18 protein-coding genes are annotated in these 20,988 nt (G+C 63.5%); 10 read left to right on the top strand and 8 right to left on the bottom strand.

Features of this window, described 5'->3' with window-relative positions; genetic code table 11:
• Positions 1 to 31: 31 nt before the first annotated feature.
• The 3 genes from JJB74_RS17935 (at position 32) to fnr (ending at position 3,629) form a co-directional block, all read left to right on the top strand.
• Positions 32 to 1,525 carry an acetyl-CoA hydrolase/transferase family protein gene (locus JJB74_RS17935; protein ID WP_200594052.1) on the top strand — a complete coding sequence of 498 codons (1,494 nt, stop codon included), beginning with the start codon at positions 32 to 34 and terminating at the stop codon, positions 1,523 to 1,525.
• A gap of 153 nt (positions 1,526 to 1,678) precedes the next feature.
• A complete protein-coding gene (locus tag JJB74_RS17930; protein ID WP_200594050.1) occupies positions 1,679 to 2,614 on the top strand; it encodes a bestrophin family protein in 936 nt (311 codons plus the stop codon).
• Between the two features lie 241 nt (positions 2,615 to 2,855).
• On the top strand, positions 2,856 to 3,629 hold the full coding sequence (gene fnr / locus JJB74_RS17925; protein ID WP_200593994.1) for a fumarate/nitrate reduction transcriptional regulator Fnr: 774 nt from the start codon (positions 2,856 to 2,858) through the stop codon (positions 3,627 to 3,629).
• Between the two features lie 189 nt (positions 3,630 to 3,818).
• Here fnr and JJB74_RS17920 read toward each other — a convergent pair whose 3' ends face one another.
• Positions 3,819 to 4,970 (bottom strand): DSD1 family PLP-dependent enzyme, encoded by a 1,152-nt coding sequence (locus JJB74_RS17920; RefSeq protein ID WP_200593993.1) that lies wholly within the window; start codon positions 4,968 to 4,970, stop codon positions 3,819 to 3,821.
• A gap of 187 nt (positions 4,971 to 5,157) precedes the next feature.
• Here JJB74_RS17920 and JJB74_RS17915 point away from each other — a divergent pair, with 187 nt between their 5' ends.
• Complete coding sequence (locus JJB74_RS17915; RefSeq protein ID WP_200593991.1) at positions 5,158 to 6,219, top strand: nuclease-related domain-containing protein; 1,062 nt, start codon at positions 5,158 to 5,160, stop codon at positions 6,217 to 6,219.
• An 87-nt stretch (positions 6,220 to 6,306) separates the two neighbouring features.
• On the opposite strand, the gene JJB74_RS17910 is transcribed toward JJB74_RS17915, so the two are convergent.
• The 3 genes from JJB74_RS17910 to JJB74_RS17900 all read right to left on the bottom strand — a co-directional run bounded on the left by JJB74_RS17910 (position 6,307) and on the right by JJB74_RS17900 (position 9,347).
• The gene (locus tag JJB74_RS17910) at positions 6,307 to 8,124 is read right to left on the bottom strand and encodes an O-linked N-acetylglucosamine transferase, SPINDLY family protein (RefSeq protein WP_200593989.1); all 1,818 of its coding nucleotides are present in this window, start codon (positions 8,122 to 8,124) and stop codon (positions 6,307 to 6,309) included.
• A 220-nt stretch (positions 8,125 to 8,344) separates the two neighbouring features.
• Positions 8,345 to 8,779 (bottom strand): VOC family protein, encoded by a 435-nt coding sequence (locus tag JJB74_RS17905; RefSeq protein ID WP_200593987.1) that lies wholly within the window; start codon positions 8,777 to 8,779, stop codon positions 8,345 to 8,347.
• A gap of 190 nt (positions 8,780 to 8,969) precedes the next feature.
• On the bottom strand, positions 8,970 to 9,347 hold the full coding sequence (locus JJB74_RS17900) for a cupin domain-containing protein (protein ID WP_200593985.1): 378 nt from the start codon (positions 9,345 to 9,347) through the stop codon (positions 8,970 to 8,972).
• A 113-nt stretch (positions 9,348 to 9,460) separates the two neighbouring features.
• On the opposite strand from JJB74_RS17900, the gene JJB74_RS17895 reads away from it, so the two are divergent.
• Positions 9,461 to 10,345 carry a LysR family transcriptional regulator gene (locus JJB74_RS17895; RefSeq protein ID WP_200593983.1) on the top strand — a complete coding sequence of 295 codons (885 nt, stop codon included), beginning with the start codon at positions 9,461 to 9,463 and terminating at the stop codon, positions 10,343 to 10,345.
• Between the two features lie 99 nt (positions 10,346 to 10,444).
• On the opposite strand, the gene gyrB is transcribed toward JJB74_RS17895, so the two are convergent.
• The 3 genes from gyrB to dnaA form a co-directional block, all read right to left on the bottom strand.
• Entirely contained in the window at positions 10,445 to 12,946 is a 2,502-nt protein-coding gene (gyrB, locus tag JJB74_RS17890; RefSeq protein WP_200593981.1) for a DNA topoisomerase (ATP-hydrolyzing) subunit B, read from the bottom strand.
• Positions 12,947 to 13,127: 181 nt separating this feature from the next.
• Positions 13,128 to 14,234 carry a DNA polymerase III subunit beta gene (dnaN, locus tag JJB74_RS17885; protein ID WP_200593979.1) on the bottom strand — a complete coding sequence of 369 codons (1,107 nt, stop codon included), beginning with the start codon at positions 14,232 to 14,234 and terminating at the stop codon, positions 13,128 to 13,130.
• A 151-nt stretch (positions 14,235 to 14,385) separates the two neighbouring features.
• Entirely contained in the window at positions 14,386 to 15,780 is a 1,395-nt protein-coding gene (gene dnaA, locus JJB74_RS17880; protein WP_200593977.1) for a chromosomal replication initiator protein DnaA, read from the bottom strand.
• Between the two features lie 354 nt (positions 15,781 to 16,134).
• Here dnaA and rpmH point away from each other — a divergent pair, with 354 nt between their 5' ends.
• From rpmH to mnmE, 5 genes are all read left to right on the top strand, one after another.
• Positions 16,135 to 16,269 (top strand): 50S ribosomal protein L34, encoded by a 135-nt coding sequence (gene rpmH / locus JJB74_RS17875; RefSeq protein WP_200593975.1) that lies wholly within the window; start codon positions 16,135 to 16,137, stop codon positions 16,267 to 16,269.
• Between the two features lie 41 nt (positions 16,270 to 16,310).
• Positions 16,311 to 16,703 (top strand): ribonuclease P protein component, encoded by a 393-nt coding sequence (gene rnpA, locus JJB74_RS17870; protein ID WP_200593973.1) that lies wholly within the window; start codon positions 16,311 to 16,313, stop codon positions 16,701 to 16,703.
• A complete protein-coding gene (gene yidD / locus JJB74_RS17865; protein WP_200593971.1) occupies positions 16,700 to 16,942 on the top strand; it encodes a membrane protein insertion efficiency factor YidD in 243 nt (80 codons plus the stop codon). The genes rnpA and yidD overlap by 4 nt, the downstream gene beginning before the upstream one ends.
• 8 nt (positions 16,943 to 16,950) lie before the next feature.
• A complete protein-coding gene (gene yidC / locus JJB74_RS17860; RefSeq protein ID WP_200593969.1) occupies positions 16,951 to 18,627 on the top strand; it encodes a membrane protein insertase YidC in 1,677 nt (558 codons plus the stop codon).
• An 85-nt stretch (positions 18,628 to 18,712) separates the two neighbouring features.
• Complete coding sequence (mnmE, locus tag JJB74_RS17855; protein WP_200593967.1) at positions 18,713 to 20,101, top strand: tRNA uridine-5-carboxymethylaminomethyl(34) synthesis GTPase MnmE; 1,389 nt, start codon at positions 18,713 to 18,715, stop codon at positions 20,099 to 20,101.
• Between the two features lie 78 nt (positions 20,102 to 20,179).
• Here the strand turns inward: mnmE and JJB74_RS17850 are convergent, their stop codons facing one another.
• A complete protein-coding gene (locus JJB74_RS17850; RefSeq protein ID WP_200593966.1) occupies positions 20,180 to 20,962 on the bottom strand; it encodes a class II glutamine amidotransferase in 783 nt (260 codons plus the stop codon).
• Positions 20,963 to 20,988: the final 26 nt, after the last annotated feature.

Here is a 20,988-nt window from a genome sequence, read left to right as displayed (position 1 = left end):
ATGACAGAAAGACCATCCGAGGAGAACGATGATGTACAGCGATCGCCTACGCCACGCCGGCCTGCGCGGCAAGCTGATGAGCGCAGCGCAGGCAGCCGAATTTTTCCGCGACGGCATGACCGTCGGCATGAGCGGCTTCACCCGCGCCGGCGATGCAAAGGCGCTGCCAGCGGCACTGGCCGAGCGCGCGCGGGGCGAACCGCTGCGCCTGACGCTCTTGACCGGCGCTTCGCTGGGCAACGACAGCGATGGACTCATGGCCGAGGCCGGGCTGATCGCGCGCCGCCTGCCATTCCAGGCCGACGCCACGCTGCGCAGGAAAATCAATGACGGCGCGGTGATGTTCATAGACCAACACTTGTCCGAGACCGCCGAATCCTTGCGCTCGGGAAGCCTCGCGCCGGTCGATATCGCAGTGATCGAAGCCGCCGCAATCGCCGAGGATGGCGGCATCGTGCCGACCATGGCGGTCGGCAACTCGGCCAGCTTCGTGCAGGGCGCGAAGCAGGTCATCGTCGAACTGAACCTGGCCGCGCCGGCCGCGCTCGAAGGTTTGCACGACATTTATCTGCCGGCTGACCGGCCCGAGCGCGCGCCGATTCCGCTTGCCGGCCCGTCGCAGCGCATCGGCGCGCCGCGCATCGCGGTCGATCCCGAGCGCATTGCGGCCATCGTCGTTACCGACAGCCCGGACAGCCCATCGACCATCCTGCCGCCGGATGCCGAAACCGCGGCAATCGCGCGGCATGTGATCGAGTTCCTTGCGGGCGAAGTCGAATGCCGTCGGCTGAGCCCGCGGCTCGCGCCCTTGCAGGCCGGCATCGGCACCATCGCCAACGCGGTATTGCATGGCCTGATCGATTCGCCGTTTTCCGGCCTGACGATGTATTCCGAGGTGCTGCAGGACAGTGCGATCGCGTTGATCGACTCGGGCCAGCTGGAATTCGCGTCGGCTTCGTCGATCACCTTGTCGAAGGACATGCATGAACGTTTTTTGCGCGACATCGAGCGCTATCGCGAGCGCATCGTGCTACGGCCGCAGGAGATCAGCAATCATCCCGAGATCGTGCGCCGGCTCGGCATCATCGCCCTCAATACCGCGCTGGAATTCGATCTCTACGGCAACGTCAATTCCACGCATGTCGGCGGCACGCACATGATGAACGGCATCGGCGGCTCGGGCGACTTCGCGCGCAACGGCCAGCTGTCGCTGTTCGTCAGCAAGTCGGTGGCCAAGGGGGGCGACATCTCCAGCGTGGTGCCGATGGTGTCGCATGTCGACCATACCGAGCACGATGTCGATGTGCTGGTCACCGAGTGGGGCCTGGCGGACCTGCGCGGGCTGGCGCCGCGCGAACGCGCGCCGCTGATCATCGAGCGCTGCGCGCATCCGGAATACCGGCCAGCACTGCGCGCCTATTTCGCAGAAGCCTGCCGGCGCGGCGGCCATACGCCGCATCTGCTCGAGCGTGCGCTGTGCTGGCACGAACGCTATCGCACTGCGGGAAGCATGCGCGAATCGTAGGCGCCTGCGCGGCCGGCTTTACGCGGCGCGGCCGCCTCGACAAGAATCGCCATGTCGACCCATACCGGCATGGCCCATCCATTCACAAGAACAAGATGCTCGCTGTCCCTTTCTCTCTGCCTGTGGGGCCTGTCCTTCAACGAGGCCCACGCCATGATCGTTCGTGACCGTCCTTCCGGTTTCAAGCTGTTCTTCGCCATGCGCGGCTCGATTTTGTCGCGCATCTGGAAAAGCCTGGTCGTCACCACGCTGCTGGCCATTGTCGTCACCATCACCGATGGCAGCTTTCTCGGCCACAAGCTCACCGTCACCACCATCCCGTTCACGCTGATGGGCCTGCCGTTGGCGATCTTCCTCGGCTTTCGCAACAACTCTGCCTACGACCGCTATTGGGAAGGACGCAAGCTCTGGGGCGAGCTGGTGCTGCGAAGCCGCAATTTCGTGCGCCAGTGCCAGACCTTCGTCGGCCACGCGCCATCGGATCCGACCGGCGACGCCGCGCTGCGCCGGCAGATGGTGCATCGCGCGATCGCCTTTGCCCATGCCCTGCGCCACCATCTGCGCGGCACCGACGGCGCCGAGGATCTGAAGCCGCTGCTGTCGCCGTATGAATGGGAACGCATGCTGGCCTCGACGCACAAGCCGCATTTCCTGATGGACCGCATGGGCGAGGACCTGAAGCGCTGCATGGAGGAAGGGCGCATCGACAGCATGCTGGCCGCTTCCATCGACGCCACGCTGTCGGCGATGGTGGCCACCGGTGCGGCCTGCGAGCGCATCCGCAATACGCCGATTCCGTTCTCCTACACGCTGCTGCTGCACCGCACCGCCTATCTGTACTGCTTTCTGCTGCCCTTCGGCCTGGTGGACACGATCCGGTTCATGACGCCATTTGTCGTTGCCATCGTCGCCTACACCTTCTTCGGCCTGGATGCGCTCGGCGACGAGATCGAGGAACCCTTCGGCATGTCGGCCAACGACCTGCCGCTGGAAGCGATCTGCCGCGGCATCGAGATCACACTGCGCGAATCGCTAGGCGAAAAGCCGCTGCCCAAACCCGCCGCGCCGGTGGATTACCAGTTGCTCTGATGCGCACCGTGCCGCGGCTTGTGGGCGGCGCCGGCATTCCGTCCCCGCCGCATCTTCCAACGCTTCCTGTAACGCTTTCGCCACGCGCCGTGGCGATTCCGCATTTCTTCAGCGGAACATGCACGCACCCGGTGTATGCTCACGCACCTTGCGATCGCCCAACGGCGCTAAAAACAAGAACGTTATAAGATTCATGACATTGGACGAAAAGAACGGAACAACCGGACCCGCGGAGCCGAGCATGGAAGAACCCATCACCTTTTCCGAAGACGGCGCGCACAAGCCCGTTTTCAGCCTGGATGAGCTCAGAACACGCTGCGCCAACTGCAACCTGCGCGAGCTGTGCCTGCCCGTGGGCCTGTCGGGCGAGGACATGGACCGCCTCGACCGGGTGATCCGCAAACGTCAGCGCGTGGCCAAGGGCGAGTTGCTGTATCGACAGGACGATCCCTTCCTGCGGCTGTTCGCGGTGCGCGTCGGCCATTTCAAGACCTACCAGGTCACGCACGACGGTGAACAGCAGATCACCGGCTTTCAGATGCCGGGCGAGATCCTCGGGCTGGATGCGATTTCCAGCGGCAAGCATCAATGCGATGCCAAGGCGCTGGAAGACAGCGAAGTCTGCGAAATCCAGTACAGCGAACTCGAAGCGCTGTTCGTGCAGATACCGGCGCTGTTGCGCCAGTTTCATCGCCTGATGAGCCAGGAAATCACGCGTGACCAGTCGGTGATGCTGTTGCTCGGCAACATGGCGTCCGAGCAGCGTTTCTCCGCTTTCCTGGTGAACCTGTCCTCGCGCTATGCGGCGCGCGGCTATGCGTCCACCAGCCTGCAATTGCGCATGGGCAGGGAAGAGATCGGCAATTACCTTGGCCTGACGATCGAAAGCATCAGCAGGCTGATCGCCAAGTTCAAGAAGGCGGGCTTGCTGGAGGTGAGCAACCGCGAGGTGAGGATTCTCGACATGCCGCGCTTGCGCGAGATCGCGTCGGGTTCGCGCTCCTTCGACAAGTAAGCGTCGTTGCGGAATGGAAGAAGGAAGTGCGCCGGAAAGGCTTGTGCGCAATCGGAGGTTTCGTTGGGCTTGGCAGCCCAACCTACGCATTCACCCTTCGCAAAGGTGTTCGTAGGTTGGGCTGCCAAGCCCAACAATACGCACCGCAAACTGCCGCAATACCTGTCGATTGCGCCAGTTCCTCGCTGCCTACCGGCTCAAGCCGCGCGCCGCGACCGGCCACAGGCATTCCACGCGGCCGTCGCGAAAGCCGACGATCTCGTCATACAGGTTCAGCGTCGGATCGCAATGCCCGGGCACCAGCAGCACCTGCGCGCCCAGCCCGGGCAGCGCCGTGCCATCCGTCGCTTCGACGATGCCATGCTCATCATTCGCCGCCACATAGCGCAGCGCTTGCGGCGACGGCTGCCAGATCGTGGGCAGGCCGGAGTCCACCGCCATCGATTTCAGGCCGGCATCCAGCACCGCGCGCGTGCCTGAGGCCACGCTCATGACCGTGCTGGCGATGAACAGGCTGTGCTCGAAGCGGCTGGCCGCATCCCATTCATTGCGGCCGTAATCGCCATCCATGAACACATAGGAGCCGGGCTGGATCTCGGTGTAGACGCCGCTGGCAAGATCGAACTCGACGCTGCCGGTGCCACCGCCGGTGACGGTCGCGCAGGCAATGCCGGCCGCATCCAGCCGCACGACCGTCTGCGCCGCGCTTTCGGCCGCGCGCGCCGCGGCTACGCGCCGCTCTTCGCGCGTGCGCCGGTGCTGCGCGCCGCCGTGATAGGCCTGCAGGCCGCCGAAGCGCAGATGTGAAGAGCCGGCGATGGCCTCGGCCAGCCGCAATGCCGATTCCGCATTCTTCACGCCGCAGCGGCCCTGGCCGACATCGATCTCCACGAACACCGTGAGTCGCGCATCCGCCGCGCGGCAAGCGTCTTCCAGCATTGCCACCTGGCGCGCATCGTCCACGCACACGCTCATCGATGCCCGGCGCGCCAGCGCGGCCAGTAAGGCCGCCTTGGCCGGCGTCGCAATCTCATTGCTGATGTGGATGTCGGCAATGCCGGCGCGCACGAAGGGCAGGGCTTCGCTGACCTTCTGACAGCACACGCCGACCGCGCCGCGCGCCACCTGTGCCAGCGCGATGTCCGGGGTCTTATGCGCTTTCGCATGCGGCCGCAGCTTGACGCCGGCAGCATCGGCGCGGCCTTGCATGCGGTCGAGATTGCGTTCGAAGGCGGCCAGATCGAGCAGCAGCGATGGCGTATCGACCTGGGACAGCGCCTGGCCGGGCTGGGCCGGTGCGGGCAGGGCGAATTGCGGGTCTTGCGAAGCGAATGTGGTCATGAGCGGGGATCGTGGATGGGTGGCGGCTATTGTAGTGTGCGGTGTTTGAAAAACGGACTCGGTTAAGCCTTCAAATCGCAACAGTCGTGCAGCAGAGCGTACATGCGAAAAAAAGTCGTTCAGAATGTTACAATACGGAAACTTTTATTTCTTCCTTCGTTTTTCCTCCGTTTGATACGCGCGAAACATGCTGTGCAAAAAACCCGATGACAAGCAGGCCGCCGTTGCCGTCCTCGAAAACCTCCTGGCCCGCGCCGGCAGCAACAAGAAAGCAGCGATAGAAAGAGAGCTGCACATCATGCGCGCCGGCATCAAGGGCGAACGCGAAGCAGCTTATCTGATCGACTTCCACCTGAAGGACAGCAGGAAAACCGCCGTGCTCCACGACCTGCGACTGCAGCTCGACGATGGCCGGGTGGCGCAGATCGATCATCTGCTGATCCACCAGACCTACCGCTTCTATGTGCTCGAGACCAAGCATTTCAGCCATGGCGTGAAGATCACCGATGAGGGCGAGTTCCTGCGCTGGAACGACTGGAAGAAGACTTATGAAGGCATGCCATCGCCGATCGAGCAGAACGAACGCCACGTTCTGGTGTTGAAAAAGGCATTGGCGATGATGGGCTTGCCGGAGCCCGCGGTCGAATCGATGATCCTCGTCGCTCCGCAAGCCCGGATCGACCGCTCGAAAAAATTCAACAGCAGCATGGTGATCAAGGCCGATCAATTTCTCACTGCTTACCAGAAGAATCTGGATAGCGCGAATGTGCTGAGCATGATCAGCGGTCTGGTGCGCACGACCTTTTCGGAATCGCTGGTCGACATTTCCCGCAAGCTGCTGCGCATGCACCGGCCAATATTGGTCGACTACGAAGCGAAATTCGGCATGCGGCAGGATCATGCCTTGCCACTGCCTGCACTTGAGCAAGGGCCGATAAGCATCGAGTTTGGCAATACCCCGGCCGTTACGGCTGTCGCGCCCGTCTCGGAACCGGCGAGCACCGCAGTAGCGCTTTCCGTGGAGACCACGGTGCACGCTTGCAAAAAATGCCGGAGCGCCAAGTTGTCCATCCAATACGGCAAATTCGGCTATTACTTCAAATGCTCGGACTGCGATGCCAATGCGCCGGCCAAAGTCGCTTGCGGCAAGGATGGGCACCGCGAAAGGCTGCGCAAGGATGGCAAACGCTTCTATCGGGAATGCCAGGATTGCGCCAGCAGCTCGCTGTATTTTGTCAATCAGGATTGAGGTGGCAGGTTGAGCGAGGTTATGGCTTGATGCGTGGGGCCTGCTGCGCCCACGGGCTCATTGAACAAGCGCGTGGCAGAGCGAATCCTATGCACGACCATCGGCAACCGACGTCAGCATCGCGCGAAACACTTCCTCGAAGCCGCGCACGATACCGAGGTTTTCGAACAGCACGCCGCTTCTTTTGCGGATGGCTGCGCGGCATGCCCCGCGAAAGGCGGCGTCAAGCGCTACCTTCAACGCCAGTTCCACGTATTCCGGAATCGACCCCGCCACCAGGTCGGTGAAGCCCATCGCGGCATACATGCCATGGCTGTGCCGGCTGCGTTGAAAGCTTGCTGGCATCGTCACCACCGGCATGGCCAGCGCCAGCGCTTCCAGTGTGGTGTTCTGGCCGTTGAAGTGGATGGTGTCGAGGATCACGTCCGCACCCTGCAGCAGCGCGAGGTAGGACGGGTATGGCTGGGACGGCACGAACAGCACCCGCGATGCGGCCGCGCCCAGCGTGCCGGCAAAGCGCGCTTCGAGATCGCGCCGCAGATGCGCGGGCGCCATGTCGATCAGCACGATCTTCGCCGCCGCGTCACCTTCCAGGATGCCGGCGAAGACCTCGTCCATGTCCGGATGCAGCTTGAACAGCGTTTGCGGGCACAGGTAGATGCGGTCGCCCGGCGCGATGCCGAAGGCGGCCAGATCCGGCGCGGCGCCCGGCGGCTGCGGACGGTGGTAATAGGCCAGCGTCCCGGCACCCTGCAAGAGCGCCAGGCGCTCGGAATACGCGGTCTGCGCCTGCGACGGCTCGTAGCGGTCCGAACTGATGAAGACATCCATGTTCGGTATGCCGGTCGTGTCCGGATGGCCGAAGGACACCGCCTGCACCGGCGCGAGCCGCGCGAACGCGAGGAAGTAGCCGAGCGGTTCCATGCCGATGTCCTGGTAGAACAGGATGTCGAGCTTCAGTGCCGCGATCTTTTCGCGCGCTGCCTGCAGATTGGTTTCGGGAACAGTGACGACTGCATCGGCGCAGCGGTCGAGATGCTCCGCCAGCGCATCGCGCCGGCCGCGTCCGAGGCGGATCAGGATCACTTCGAAGCGCTCGCGATCAAGCTGCTCGACCAAGCCGCGCGAGGTATTGCCGATGCTGTGCTCGTGGAAGAAGTGCGAGGCCAGGCCGATGCGGATGCGGCCTTCCGGCTTCTGCCAGCCCGGCACATGCGGCGCGACCCATTCCAGCGACGGCATTGCGCGGCGGTAGATCGCGGCCAGGCGTTCGACGATCTCCCGGTTGCCCAGGCCGTGGTAGGACAGCGGAAAGTAGGGCGCGGGCAGACGCAACGGATCCGTGATCGGCGCGGCCGCGGCCTCGATCGCGGCGAGCTTGTCGACAACCATCCGGCGCGTTTCCTCGATCGCCGCAAGGCTTGCCGAAATCTTCGGCACCAGCAGCGCATCGCGAATCAGGTAGGCACCGGCATTGGCAGGCACCAGCTCGGCGAGTTTCACCAGGGCCGCCGACGCGTCCTGCAGCCGGCCTTCGAGGATCTGCGCCTTGGCCAGCGTTTCAAGCGCGCCGACATGGTCGGGCTGGGTTTGCAGGCCGCGCTGCAGCGCATCGATCGCCTCCGCATACTCGCCGCGGCCCGCCTGCAGCGCGCCGAGATTGAACAGCGCTCCCGCGTGCCTGGGCTCGGCGGCCAAGGCTTCGCGGAAATGCGCTTCGGCTTCAGCCAGCAAGCCGCTGCCGCCGTAATGCAGCATGCCGATTTCGACATGGCAGTCCGCCATCAGGCGCTTGGCGGGAAGAAGATCAGCGCCGCGCTTGATCAGCTTTTTGCAGAGCTGTATCGCTTCGGCGAAATCTCCGGCTGCGGCAAGCTGTCTTGCCTGCATCAATTGCTTGTTCATCGTGAGAGTCATCGCGGGCGCGCCCGCATCGAGCAGTGGGCATCGGGCGGCGCTGACTGCGCAGGCGTTTGCCCGATGAAGAAAGGCGCACATGATGCCACACGGCCAACAGGGCGGCAGCGCATTGCGTAGCGCGCTGAGAAGCGGCTGCCCGAAGCCAGGCTGCGGGGAATGGTTGTGATGATCTGCTTTGGAGCGTCGTCAACATCTTCGGGTCGACTCAATTGCCGGCATTTTCAATGGGCATCATCTGCGGATTCCAGGCCACTTCCCACAGGTGGCCGTCCGGATCCTGGAAGCAGCCGGCATAGCCGCCCCAGAAGGTGTGCGCCGCCGGCTTGACGATGACGGCTCCGGCGCGCTCGGCCTGCGCCATGAGCGCATCGACTTCGGCAGGCTCGGCGACGTTATGCGCCAGCATGCATTCGGTGGCGCTGCGCGGCTGCTGTGGCAGGCCGGTGTCATGCGCGATGCTCGCGCGCGGCCACAGCGCGAGCTTCAGGCCGGGCTGCAGGTCGAAGAATGCCACCGCGCCGTGCTCGAATTCAGCGCCGACGATGCCGTCGCTCGGAAAGCCAAGGCCGTCGCGATAGAAATGCAGCGCGCGATCGAGGTCGTCGACGCCGAGGGTGATGAGCGTGATGCGGGGTTTCATGGGCGGCTTCGCGGCAAGAGGAAAGGGAAGGCAGGGTCGTCATCCGTTCGCGCATTGTGCGCCGATCCACTCGCCTCGGCACGGTCGCCGGGTGCCTCGGGGCGATGCATGGCAACCCCGGTCATCGTTGCAGGTGGGGCGTTTGCATGCCTTGCGGGGCATGCGTGCGCTCCGAATTCCCTGCACCTGTTCAACTTTGCCAGGGCAGCTCGAGCGGCTCGCCTTGCGGCGACATGGTCGATACCGGCGTCATCGGAAACGCGGCAATCGTCTCCAGCGGCTCGGGCCCGACGCTGATGAGTTGATGGTCCACGCCAGCCGGAATGACGATGGTCTGCCCGGCATGCACACGCTCGATACGTCCCGCGGCATGCAGCTCGCCAACGCCGGCAATGCAAAGCACCACTTCCTCGGAGGCATGCCGGTGCAGTGGCGTGGCACGGCCGGCCTCCATCGATTGCTTCCACACGGACAAGTCGCGCAGGCCGTTCGGGCTGCCTGCCAGCGTGACATGCGCGATGCCGGGAATGGGGGTGGGTGCGGGCGTATGGTTGCTCAGGATCTGCATGGTGGTCTCCTCGAAAAAGGGAAGCCCAGTATGCTTGCGCTGCATTCCATCGTGAATACGCCGCGGTTTCACAATATTGAGGAATTTTTTTCCGCAATCGACGAAGGGTTTCCATGAGCGGATTCAGCGAATTCATCGCTTTCGCCGTTACGGCACGGCATGGCAGCTTTGCCCGCGCGGCCCGAGAACTGGGCATCACCGCATCCACGGTCGCCAAGCGCATCCTCCGGCTGGAGGAACGGCTCGGCGTGCGGCTGTTCCATCGCACTACGCGCCAGGTCACGCTGACTTCCGACGGCGAGATGCTGTATGCACGCTGCGAGAAGGTGCTGGCCGATATCGACGACATCGAGTCGCTCGCCTCCGGCACGAGCGGCGAGCCGCGCGGGCAATTGCGCATCAACATGCCGATCACCTATGGCAAGCGTGTGGTCATGCCGAAGCTTGCGCGACTGCTGGCGCAGCATCCCGGCCTGGAGCTCGATGTGCGGTTGTCCGATTCCTTTTGCGATCTGATACGGGATGGCATCGACGCCGCGATCCGCGTCGGCGCGCTCGACGATACACGGCTCACCGCCAGACGCATCGACTGGCAACACCTGGTGCTGTGCGGCAGTCCGGCCTATCTGCGCCGGCAAGGCATGCCGACGCATGCGGACCAATTGGAAGCGCACCATTTCGTGGTCTTCCGCAATCCGACTTCAGGACGCGAGCGGCCGGTGCAATTGCAGGTGGATGGCAAAACTCAGGAGTTGCATCCGGAGACGCGCGTGGTGATCAACGATGGCGAAGGCATGGTGGAGGCGGCCCGGCATGATGCCGGATTGACGCAGGTGCCAAGGGTGATGGCGGAGGATGCCATTGCGAACGGGAGTCTGGTCGAGGTATTGCCAGCTTGCGCGCCACCGCCGCAGCCGATCAGCCTGATCTGGCCGGGAAACCGGTTGTTGCCGGCGCGCATGCGCTTGCTGATTGAGACGCTGGCGGGGTTGGGGTAGATGGCGCTGCTGCTGCAGTAATTGCCGAGGACGGGAAGATACTGCCTGCGGTGAGGCTGGCCGGCAGTCATCGACTGCGCGGCCAGAGCGACGCCATCCTCACACGTCAATATTCCCCGCCTGCAGCGCATTGCTTTCAATGAACGCGCGACGCGGCTCGACTTCATCGCCCATCAGCGTGGTGAAAATCTGGTCCGCGGCGATCGCGTCTTCGATCTGCACCTTCAAGAGGCGGCGCACGCCCGGGTCCATCGTGGTTTCCCACAGCTGCGAGGGGTTCATCTCGCCCAGGCCCTTGTAGCGCTGCTTGGAGACGCTGCGCTCGGCTTCGTCGCGCAGCCACGCCATCGCTTCATGGAAGTCGGCGATCGCGCATTCCTTCACGCGCTCGCCGGCGCCGCGGCGCACCAGCGCGCCAGGGCCGATCAGGCCCTTGAAAGTCGCGGCGGCGGCCGAGAGCACGCCATAGTCGGCGCTGTGCACGAAGTCGGCGTCGATGACGGACACGCGCACATTGCCGTGCAGCATGCGCTGCAGCCGCAGCTGGTGCTTGTCGGACAGCTCATCCGACGTCGCTACCACCTGCACCGACGGGTCCTGGATCGCGGCGCGCAGCGCGGCGGCCGAGGCTTCGGCGGACTGCGCATCATCCAGGTTCAGCGTCACGCCGGTCATGATGGCCGACAGCGCGGTGGTATCGATGGCGCGCGACAGCCGCATGATGATCGCGTTGGCGGTGTTGTACTGGCGTACCAGCTCGGCCAGCGCGTCGCCGCTGATGGGCTCGGCGCCTTCAGCCGGAACCAGCGCCGCGTCATGCAGCGCGATGTGCATCATGTAGCCGGCTTCCTCGACGTCGTCCTTCAGGTAGCGCTCGTCGCGGCCGTGCTTGACCTTGTACAGCGGCGGCTGCGCGATGTACACGTGGCCGCGCTCGACCAGCATCGGCATCTGCCGGTAGAACAACGTCAGGAGCAGCGTGCGGATGTGCGCGCCGTCGACGTCGGCGTCGGTCATGATGATGATGCGGTGGTAGCGCAGCTTGTCGATGTTGAATTCGTCCGCGCCGATCGAGGTGCCGAGCGTGGCGATCAGCGTGGTGATCTGCTCGGAGGAGAGCATCTTCTCGAAGCGCGCCTTTTCCACGTTCAGCACCTTGCCGCGCAGCGGCAGGATCGCCTGGAACTTGCGGTCGCGGCCCTGCTTGGCCGAGCCGCCGGCCGAGTCGCCCTCGACGATGTACAGCTCGCACAGCGCCGGGTCGCGTTCCTGGCAGTCGGCCAGCTTCGACGACAGGCCTAGGCCATCCATGACGCCCTTGCGGCGCGTGAGTTCGCGCGCCTTGCGCGCGGCCTCGCGGGCGCGGGCGGCTTCGACGATCTTGCCGCAGATGATCTTCGCATCGGTCGGACGCTCGGCAAGGAAGTCGGTCAGCGTCTTGGCGACGATTTCCTCGACCGGGCCGCGCACTTCGCTCGATACCAGCTTGTCCTTGGTCTGCGAGCTGAACTTCGGCTCGGGCACCTTCACCGACAGCACGCAGGTCAGGCCTTCGCGCATGTCGTCGCCGCTGATCTCGACCTTGGCTTTCTTGGCCAGGTCGTTTTCCTCGATGTACTTGTTGATCACGCGCGTCATCGCCGCGCGCAAGCCGGTCAGGTGCGTGCCGCCATCGCGCTGCGGGATGTTGTTGGTGAAGCAGAGCACCTGCTCGTTGTAGGCGTCGTTCCATTGCATCGACACGTCCACGCCGATGGTGGTGCCAAGCTCGGAGCCGCGCTCGCCGGTGGCCTGGAAGATGTTCGGATGCAGTGCGTTCTTGCTGCGGTTGATGTACTCGACGAAGCCGCGCGTGCCGCCTTCGAAGGCGAAGCTTTCTTCCTTGCCGGTGCGCTGGTCCGTCAGCTTGATGTGCACGCCATTGTTCAGGAAGGACAGCTCGCGGATGCGCTTGGCCAGGATGTCGTAATGGAATTCGACCTGGGTGAAGATGTCCTCGTCGGCCCAGAAGTGCACTTCGGTGCCGCGCTTGTCGGTGTCGCCAGTGACCTTGATCGGCGAGACGGCCACGCCGTCGATGGTTTCGAGTTCGCGGTTCTGCGGCACGCCGCGCACGAATTCCATCTGGTGCTGCTTGCCTTCGCGGCGGATGGTCAGGCGCAGGAGCTTGGAGAGCGCGTTCACGCAGGACACGCCCACGCCGTGCAGGCCGCCGGAGACCTTGTAGGCGTTCTGGTCGAACTTGCCGCCGGCATGCAGCTCGGTCATCACGATCTCGGCCGCGCTGCGCTTCGGGTCGTGCTTGTCGTCCCACTTGATGCCGGTGGGGATGCCGCGGCCGTTGTCGGTCACCGAGATCGAATTGTCCGCGTGGATGGTCACGTGGATCTCCGAGCAGTGGCCGGCCAGCGCTTCGTCGATCGAGTTGTCCAGCACCTCGAACACCAGGTGATGCAGGCCGGTGCCGTCCGAAGTGTCGCCGATGTACATGCCTGGGCGCTTGCGCACGGCTTCCAGGCCTTCCAGGATCTGGATGGAGGAAGCGCCGTACTGGTTGGATTGCGGCTGCTCTTTGTTGGGTTCAGTTGGAATCGCGGACATGGCTGCTTTCTCTAAATCGTTTGCTGCTGAAATCCAGCGCTATTCAGCTTGCTTTGTGGGCGGGGAGGGCGCGCTGGTCGCCGCGGCCGGTCATGCCCTGCGGCATGAACGCCCTGCTTTTGTCACGACAAAAGCGCCGGACCGCATCGCGGCCCGGACATTCTGCGCGTCGCGACACCGATCAGATACGCATCGGCATCACGACATATCGGAAGTCGGCATTGTCGGGAACCGTGATCAGCGCCGAGGAATTGGCGTCGCCGAGCCCGATGTTGACGTTGTCGCATTTCAGATTGTTGAGCACGTCGAGCAGATAGCTGACATTGAAGCCGATGTCGATGCTGTCGCCGCCGTAATCGATTTCCAGCTCTTCCACCGCCTCTTCCTGGTCGGCATTGGTGGAGCTGATCTTCATGCTGCCCGGGCTGATGATGCAACGCACGCCCTTGAACTTGTCCGAGGTCATGATCGCCGCGCGCTGCAGCGAACGCAGCAGGCGCTCGCGATCGATCGTGAAGTCGTTCTTGTAATTCTTCGGGATCACGCGGGTGTAATCCGGGAACTTGCCTTCGACCAGCTTCGAAATCAGTTCGATGTCGGCGAAGGCGAGCCTGACCTGGTTGGCGGCGATGTCGATCTGCACCGGCTCGTCGCTCTCCTCGAGCAGGCGCTGCAGCTCGATGATGGTCTTGCGCGGGATGATGACTTCCTGGCGCGCGAATTCCTGGTCGGTCTGCACCTGGCAGAAGGCCAGGCGATGGCCGTCGGTGGCGACCGCGATCACATTGGTGCCGTCGACCACCAGCAGCAAGCCGTTCAGGTAGTAGCGGATGTCCTGCTGCGCCATCGAGAAGTGCACCATGTTGAACAGGTGCTTCAGGGTCTTCTGCGGCAGCGTCAGCGTGGTGTTGTAATGCTCGGCCTGCGCCACCGTCGGGAATTCCTCGGCGGCCAGCGTCTGCAGCGCGAAGCGCGAGCGGCCGGATTGCACCGTCATGCGCTTGTTGGCCAGCGACAGCGACACATCGTCGCCCTCGGGCAGCGCGCGCAGGATGTCGAGCAGCTTGCGCGCGGCCACCGTGGTGGCGGAGATTTCCTCGCCGCTGCCGACCTGCGCGTGCGTGGTGATCTGGACTTCGATATCGGTCGACAGGAAGGACACCCGTTCGCCATCCTTGCGGATGAGGATATTGGCCAGAATCGGCAGCGTGTGCCGACGCTCGACAATACCGCTCACGATCTGCAGTGGCCGAAGGAGATTGTCCCTGTGAGTTTTGACCAGTTGCATGACTAATTCCTTATGTTTGATCGGTTGATGAATGTTGTTTTATGCATGCCATAGGCCGCATCCACATCTTTATCTGCTCGGCGCGCCGCCTTCCCCCGTCCCTTGCGGCCTGCGCCAACTCCCTTTCGCGCCCGCATGCGGGCGATGATGCTCACCCTTTTAGCGTCTGTTCCAGCACATGCAGCTCGTGGTTGACCTCGGGGCTCTTGCTGCGGTCGGCGGCGATCTTGCGCACCGCGTGCAGCACCGTCGTATGGTCGCGCCCGCCGAAGAGTTCGCCGATTTCCGGCAGGCTCTTCTGCGTCAGTTCCTTGGCCAGGTACATCGCGATCTGGCGCGGCCGCGCGATGTTGGCCGGCCGCTTCTTCGAATACATGTCGGCGACCTTGATATTGAAGAAGTCGGCCACCGTTTTCTGAATGTTTTCCACCGAGATCTGCCGGTTCTGCACCGACAGCAGGTCCTTCAGCGCTTCCTTGACCACGTCGATGCCGATGTCCTTGCCGTGGAAGCGCGAGTAGGCCAGGATCTTGCGCAGCGCGCCTTCGAGCTCGCGCACGTTCGAGCGCAGATGCTTGGCCACGAAGAAGGCGACGTCGTCTGACAGGTTCGCGCCTTCGGAAGCCGCTTTCTTCAGCAGAATCGCCACCCGCATCTCCAGCTCCGGCGGCTCGACCGCGACCGTGAGGCCGGAGTCGAAGCGCGAAATCAGCCGGTCGTCCATGCCGGTGATTTCCTTCGGATAGGTATCGCTGGTGATGATGATCTGCTTCTTCGCCGCGATCAGCGCCTCGAACGCATAGAAGAATTCTTCCTGGGTGCGGCTCTTGCCGCCGAAGAATTGAATATCGTCGATCAGCAGCAGGTCGAGCGAATGGTAATAGCGCTTGAAATCGTCGAAGCCCTTGCGCTGGTAGGCGGTCACCACGTCGCGCACATACTGCTCGGCGTGGATGTAGCGGATGCGCACCGAGGCGTTTTCCGACAGCACCTGGTTGCCGATCGCATGGATCAGGTGAGTCTTGCCCAGGCCGACGCCGCCGTACAGGAACAGCGGGTTGTACGAGATGCCGGGATTGTTGGCGACCTGGATCGCCGCGGCGCGCGCGAGCTGGTTGGCCTTGCCCGTGACGAAGCTTTCGAAAGTAAGGGCAGGATTGATCTTGCTTTGCTCGCGCCGGGCTTCGTCCATCGGATCGCCGCTGTCGCGCGCATCGACGGCTTCGCGCGAAGCGGCCATCGGGACCGACGGCGCAGGCGCGGAAGGCATGGGCGCCGAAGTCGCCGGCTTGCGGGCGCCGTTGATGCGCGGATCCAGCACGAACTGCACTTCGATCGGTTCTTCCCAGAACTGAGCCGCCAGCGCACTGATCCGGCTGGCGAACTGGGTCTTCACCCAATCCAGCTTGAAGCGGTTCGGCGCGGCAATGCGCAGGCAGCCGTCCTCGAAATCGAGCGGCGCCAGCGGCTTGATCCATGCGCTGAACTGTTGCGGCGTCAGTTCCTGCTCCAGCTGCGCGGAGCAGGTCTGCCAGAAATTTTCCATCAATCGTATTAAGAATTTAGCGCGGGAACCTGAAATGCCGGCTCCCTGGTTCGTCTGTATGCTGCGGGAATTGCAAATTGCGAAGGGTCTATTCTACCCGCGCCGGGCAAAGTTATCCACAGGCAGCGCGCGGATTGCCGCAAACATTGTTGCAGGCCCTGCTCGACAATATGGGGCTAAGTAATTGACACACAAGGCGAAAGCATAGTCTAATCACGGGTTCACTGCCTGTCGCGTTTGCGGGGCTGCCGGCATCCATGCGCCGACAGGGCCGCCGTCTGTAGCCGGGCAGGCGCTGGCGCAAGCTTGCGAACTTCCGCCTTTCCATTTTTCTGCAGATTAGCGAGAACCACCATGAAACGTACCTACCAACCTTCCGTCACCCGTCGTAAGCGCACCCACGGTTTCCGCGTGCGCATGGCAACCCGCGGCGGCCGCGCTGTACTCAACGCCCGTCGCGCCAAGGGCCGCAAGCGCCTGGCCGTCTGAGCGCTGCAGCACCTGAGCAAAACGCCTCGCTGCCTGCTGACGTGACCGACGATCGTCTGCAGAACTACGCACGGGCGAAACGCATCGTCAAAACGGATGAGTTTTCATCCGTTTTTCGTTTGCGGCCCGTGCATCGCACCGCGCATTTCGTACTGTATGCGCGCTCCAATGCCTTGCCGCATGCGCGTCTCGGTGTGGTGGTCGCCAAGCGCTTTGCGCCGCGTGCGGTCACCCGCAACACCATCAAGCGCATCACCCGCGAATTGTTCCGCACCAGCGCATTGCCCGGCGTCGACTGCATCGTCCGGCTATCCGGGCCGGTCAACACCAAGGCTGGGCCCGCGGTCACGGGCGGCATGAAAGCCACGGTGCGCGAGGAAATCCGGCGCCTGTTCCGTTCGCCGCGCATCGCCGCTGCGGAGCCTCGCGAATGAAGGCGCTGCTTCTTCTCCTGCTGCGCGGCTACAAACTGGCCGTGAGTCCTTTTATCGGGCAGAATTGCCGGTTTTATCCAAGCTGCTCTGACTACGCTGCCGAAGCGGTTCGCGCGCATGGCGCCGCGAAAGGCTCGCTTCTGGCCGCGCGTCGACTCTGCCGCTGCCATCCCTGGCATCCGGGCGGCGTGGATCCTGTGCCCGAGAGGGCGCAAGGTCACGGAACCCATCACACATGAATACAAAAATGGATATCAAACGTACCGTCCTGTGGGTCGTGTTTTCCCTGTCGCTGATACTGCTATGGGACAACTGGATGCGCTACACCGGCAGGCCCTCGATGTTCTTCCCGACGGCCACCCAGGAAGCCAAGCCGGCCGACAAGGCCGGTGCCAATCCGTCGAACGCCGCCAACACTGCCAACACCGCCGTGCCGCAGCAGCCGGCAAACGCTGCAGCAACGGCCAACCCGAGCACGGTTCCGGCGGCGGCACCGCAGGCGCAGGGCCAGACGGTCACCATCACCACCGACGTGATGAAGGCGGATATCGATACCCTGGGCGGCGAAATCACGCGCCTGGAACTGCTCAAGGAAAAGGATGCGCAGGATCCGACGAAGAACGTGGTGCTGTTCGATAAATCGGCGCAGCGCACCTATCTCGGCCAGACCGGCCTGATCGGCGGCCCGTTCCCGAATCACCGCACGCCGTTCACCGCGCAGCCCGGTGCCCGCAGCATCGACGGCAACAATGATGTCCGCCTCGTGCTCACCGCCGAGCAGAACGGCGTGAAGCTGACCAAGACCTTCATCTTCAAGCGCGGCGATTACACCGTCGACGTCCAGCATCAGGTGACCAACGCCAGCGGCGCGCCGGTATCGCCGTCGCTGTATGTGCAGCTGGTGCGCGACGACGGCAAGCTGCCGGGCGACTCGCGCTTCTACAGCACCTTCACCGGCCCGGCCGTCTACACCGATGCCGACAAGTTCCAGAAGGTCCCCTTCGACAAGATCGCCAACGGCAAGGACAACCATGCGACCCATGCCGACAACGGCTGGATCGCGATGGTGCAGCACTATTTCGTGTCGGCCTTCGTGCCGCCGGAAAAGACGCCGCGCGACATCTTCACGAAGAAGCTGGACAACAACCTGTACGCCGTCGGCGAAATCCTGCCCATGGGCACGATCGCGCCGGGCGCCTCCGCCACGATGGATGTGAAGCTCTACTCCGGTCCGCAGGAATCGAAGGTGCTGGAAGGCGTGGCGCCGGGCCTGGAACTGGTGAAGGACTATGGCTGGCTGACCATCATCGCCAAGCCCATCTTCTGGCTGATGACGCACATCCACGCCATTCTCGGCAACTGGGGCTGGACCATCATCGTGCTGACGATTCTGATCAAGCTGGCCTTCTTCCCGCTGTCGGCCGCGAGCTATCGCAGCATGGCGAAGATGAAGCTGGTCACGCCGCGCATGACGGCGATCCGCGAGCGCCACAAGGGCGATCCGCAGAAGATGAACCAGGCCATGATGGAGCTGTACAAGACCGAGAAGATCAACCCGCTCGGCGGCTGCCTGCCGATCGCGGTGCAGATCCCGGTGTTCATCTCGCTGTACTGGGTGCTCCTGGCCAGCGTGGAAATGCGCAACGCGCCGTGGCTGGGCTGGATCCATGACCTGGCATCGCCGGACCCGTTCTACATCCTGCCGGTCATCATGGCGGTCTCGATGTTCGTGCAGACCAAGCTGAATCCGACGCCGCCGGACCCGGTCCAGGCCAAGGTGATGATGTTCATGCCCATCGTGTTCTCGGTGATGTTCTTCTTCTTCCCGGCCGGCCTGGTGCTGTACTGGGTGGTGAACAATGTGCTGTCGATCGCGCAGCAATATGTAATCACCCGCAAGTTCCAGGCGCCCGCAGCCTCGTAAGCGGGCAGCAGCCGAACCTAAGCCCGTGTGCAGCCGTACACGGGCTTTTTTACTATTCGCCCCCCTCTTTCAGGAAACGCAGCGCATGAACATCGACTCGACTCCGATCGTCGCCATCGCCACCGCCCCGGGACGCGGCGGCATCGGCGTGGTGCGGCTCTCCGGCAAGGATCTCGCGCCGGTGATGGCGGCCGTATGCCGCCTGCCAGCCTCGGGCAATCTGCAGCCGCGCCATGCGACCTATCTCGACTTTGTCCAGGCCGACGGCACCGTGATCGACCAGGGCCTGGCGATCTATTTCAAGGCGCCGCATTCCTACACCGGCGAGGAAGTGCTCGAGCTGCAGGGCCACGGTGGTCCGGTCGTACTGCAGATGCTGCTCGCGCGCTGCCTGGAAGCCGGGCAAAGCATAGGCCTGCGGCTGGCGCAGCCCGGCGAATTCACGCAGCGCGCCTTCCTGAACGACAAGCTCGATCTGGCACAGGCTGAAGCGGTAGCCGACCTGATCGAAGCCTCGACCGAAGCGGCGGCGAAATCGGCATCGCAATCGCTGTCCGGCGCGTTTTCGAAAGTGATCCGCGAACTGGTCGACAAGGTCATCCATCTGCGCATGCTGGTGGAAGCCACGCTCGACTTCCCGGAAGAGGAAATCGATTTCCTCGAGAAGTCCGACGCCCGCGGCCAGTTGTCGCGCATCCGCGAGTCGCTGGAGCGGGTATTCGCGCAGGCGGCTCAGGGCGCGCTGCTGCGCGAAGGCCTGAACGTGGTGCTGGCCGGGCAGCCGAACGTGGGCAAGTCCTCGCTGCTGAATGCGCTGGCCGGCTCGGACGTAGCCATCGTCACCGCGATTGCCGGCACCACGCGCGACCGGGTGACGGAGACGATCCAGATAGAAGGCATTCCGATCAACATCATTGACACCGCCGGCATCCGCGATGCCATCGAAGCCAGCGACGAAGTCGAGCGCATCGGCATCGAACGCACCTGGAGCGCGGTGCGCGAAGCCGACGTGATCCTGCACATGCTCGACGCCAGCCGCGGCCCGACCCGCGCCGATGAAGACATCGTCGGTCGCTTCCCGGAGACCGTGCCGGTGATCCGGCTGTGGAACAAGATCGATTTGTCCGGCCATCAGCCCGGCGTGGAACGCTCGACAGACGCCACCCACATCTACCTGTCCGCCACCGACCACGTCGGCCTCGAGCTGCTGAGAAGCGAACTGCTGCGCATCGCCGGCTGGCAGCAGACCGGCGAATCGCTGTACCTGGCGCGCGAGCGTCACCTCGCTGCGCTCAAGTCAGCGCGCAACCACCTGGAAATGGCGGCGGAACTGGCCGCGCAGAGCGATCAGGCGCTCGATCTTTTCGCCGAGGAATTGCGGCTGGCACAGGAAAGGTTGAACAGCATCACCGGGGAATTCACTTCGGATGATTTGCTGGGGGTGATATTCAGTCGGTTTTGTATTGGGAAGTGACCGCCGGCTGTCATCAGCCGGCAGCAAGCCGGGCAGCGTGACTGCGAGGTCCGCAAGCAACGGGCTACGCAGCCCGAGCTATGCGTACTCAGCAGGTTCCACCGGCTGACCGTCGATAAACACCTTCATCTCACCCGGCTCGAACGCAATCCAGGTTTCATTAGTTGTCAGCGGCGCGGTAACGATGATCGCGACCCGGTCCTTCGGTGTCGTGACCAGAGAGAAGTCGACGATGACGTCCTCATCGGAGAGCTCCGCCACGGGAAAGGGATACTGGCGCACCAGGTAATGCAGATGGTTCGAGCAATGCGCGAACAGCGCCGAACCGTCGGACAGCATGATGTTGAAGACGCCATGGCTGGCGATCTCGGCGCAGAGCTCGCGCAGCGCCACGGTCAGCGCCGGTAGCGCCGGCATGGCATCACCGAAGCGCTTGCGCAGCTGCTGCAGCAGATAGCAGAAGGCCAATTCGCTGTCGGTGGTGCCGACCGGCCGGAAGCGGCCGTCGAGCTCGGGGCGGAATTCCTTCAGATCGCCGTTGTGCGCAAACACCCAGTAGCGGCCCCACATCTCGCGCACGAACGGATGGCAGTTTTCCAGCGCAACCCGGCCTTGCGTGGCCTTGCGGATGTGCGAGATCACATTCTTGGACTTGATCGGACATTGCTTGATCAGCTCGGCCAGCGGCGATGCGGTTGCGGCCTGGTAGTCGACGAAATGACGCACGCCGGCGCCTTCAAAGAAGGCAATGCCCCAGCCGTCATTGTGGTTGTCGGTGCGCCCGCCGCGGGTGGCAAAACCGGTGAAGCTGAATACGATGTCGGTCGGGACATTGCAATTCATTCCGAGGAGCTGACACATGGCGTAACCGGAAGGCAAGGGTGTGG

The sequence above is a fragment of the Noviherbaspirillum pedocola genome, from assembly GCF_016632335.1.
In the GTDB taxonomy this organism is placed as follows: Bacteria; Pseudomonadota; Gammaproteobacteria; order Burkholderiales; family Burkholderiaceae_D; genus Noviherbaspirillum_A; species Noviherbaspirillum_A pedocola.
Note: the sequence above shows the minus strand (reverse complement) of the source record. Positions and strands in the feature narration are given on the sequence as shown.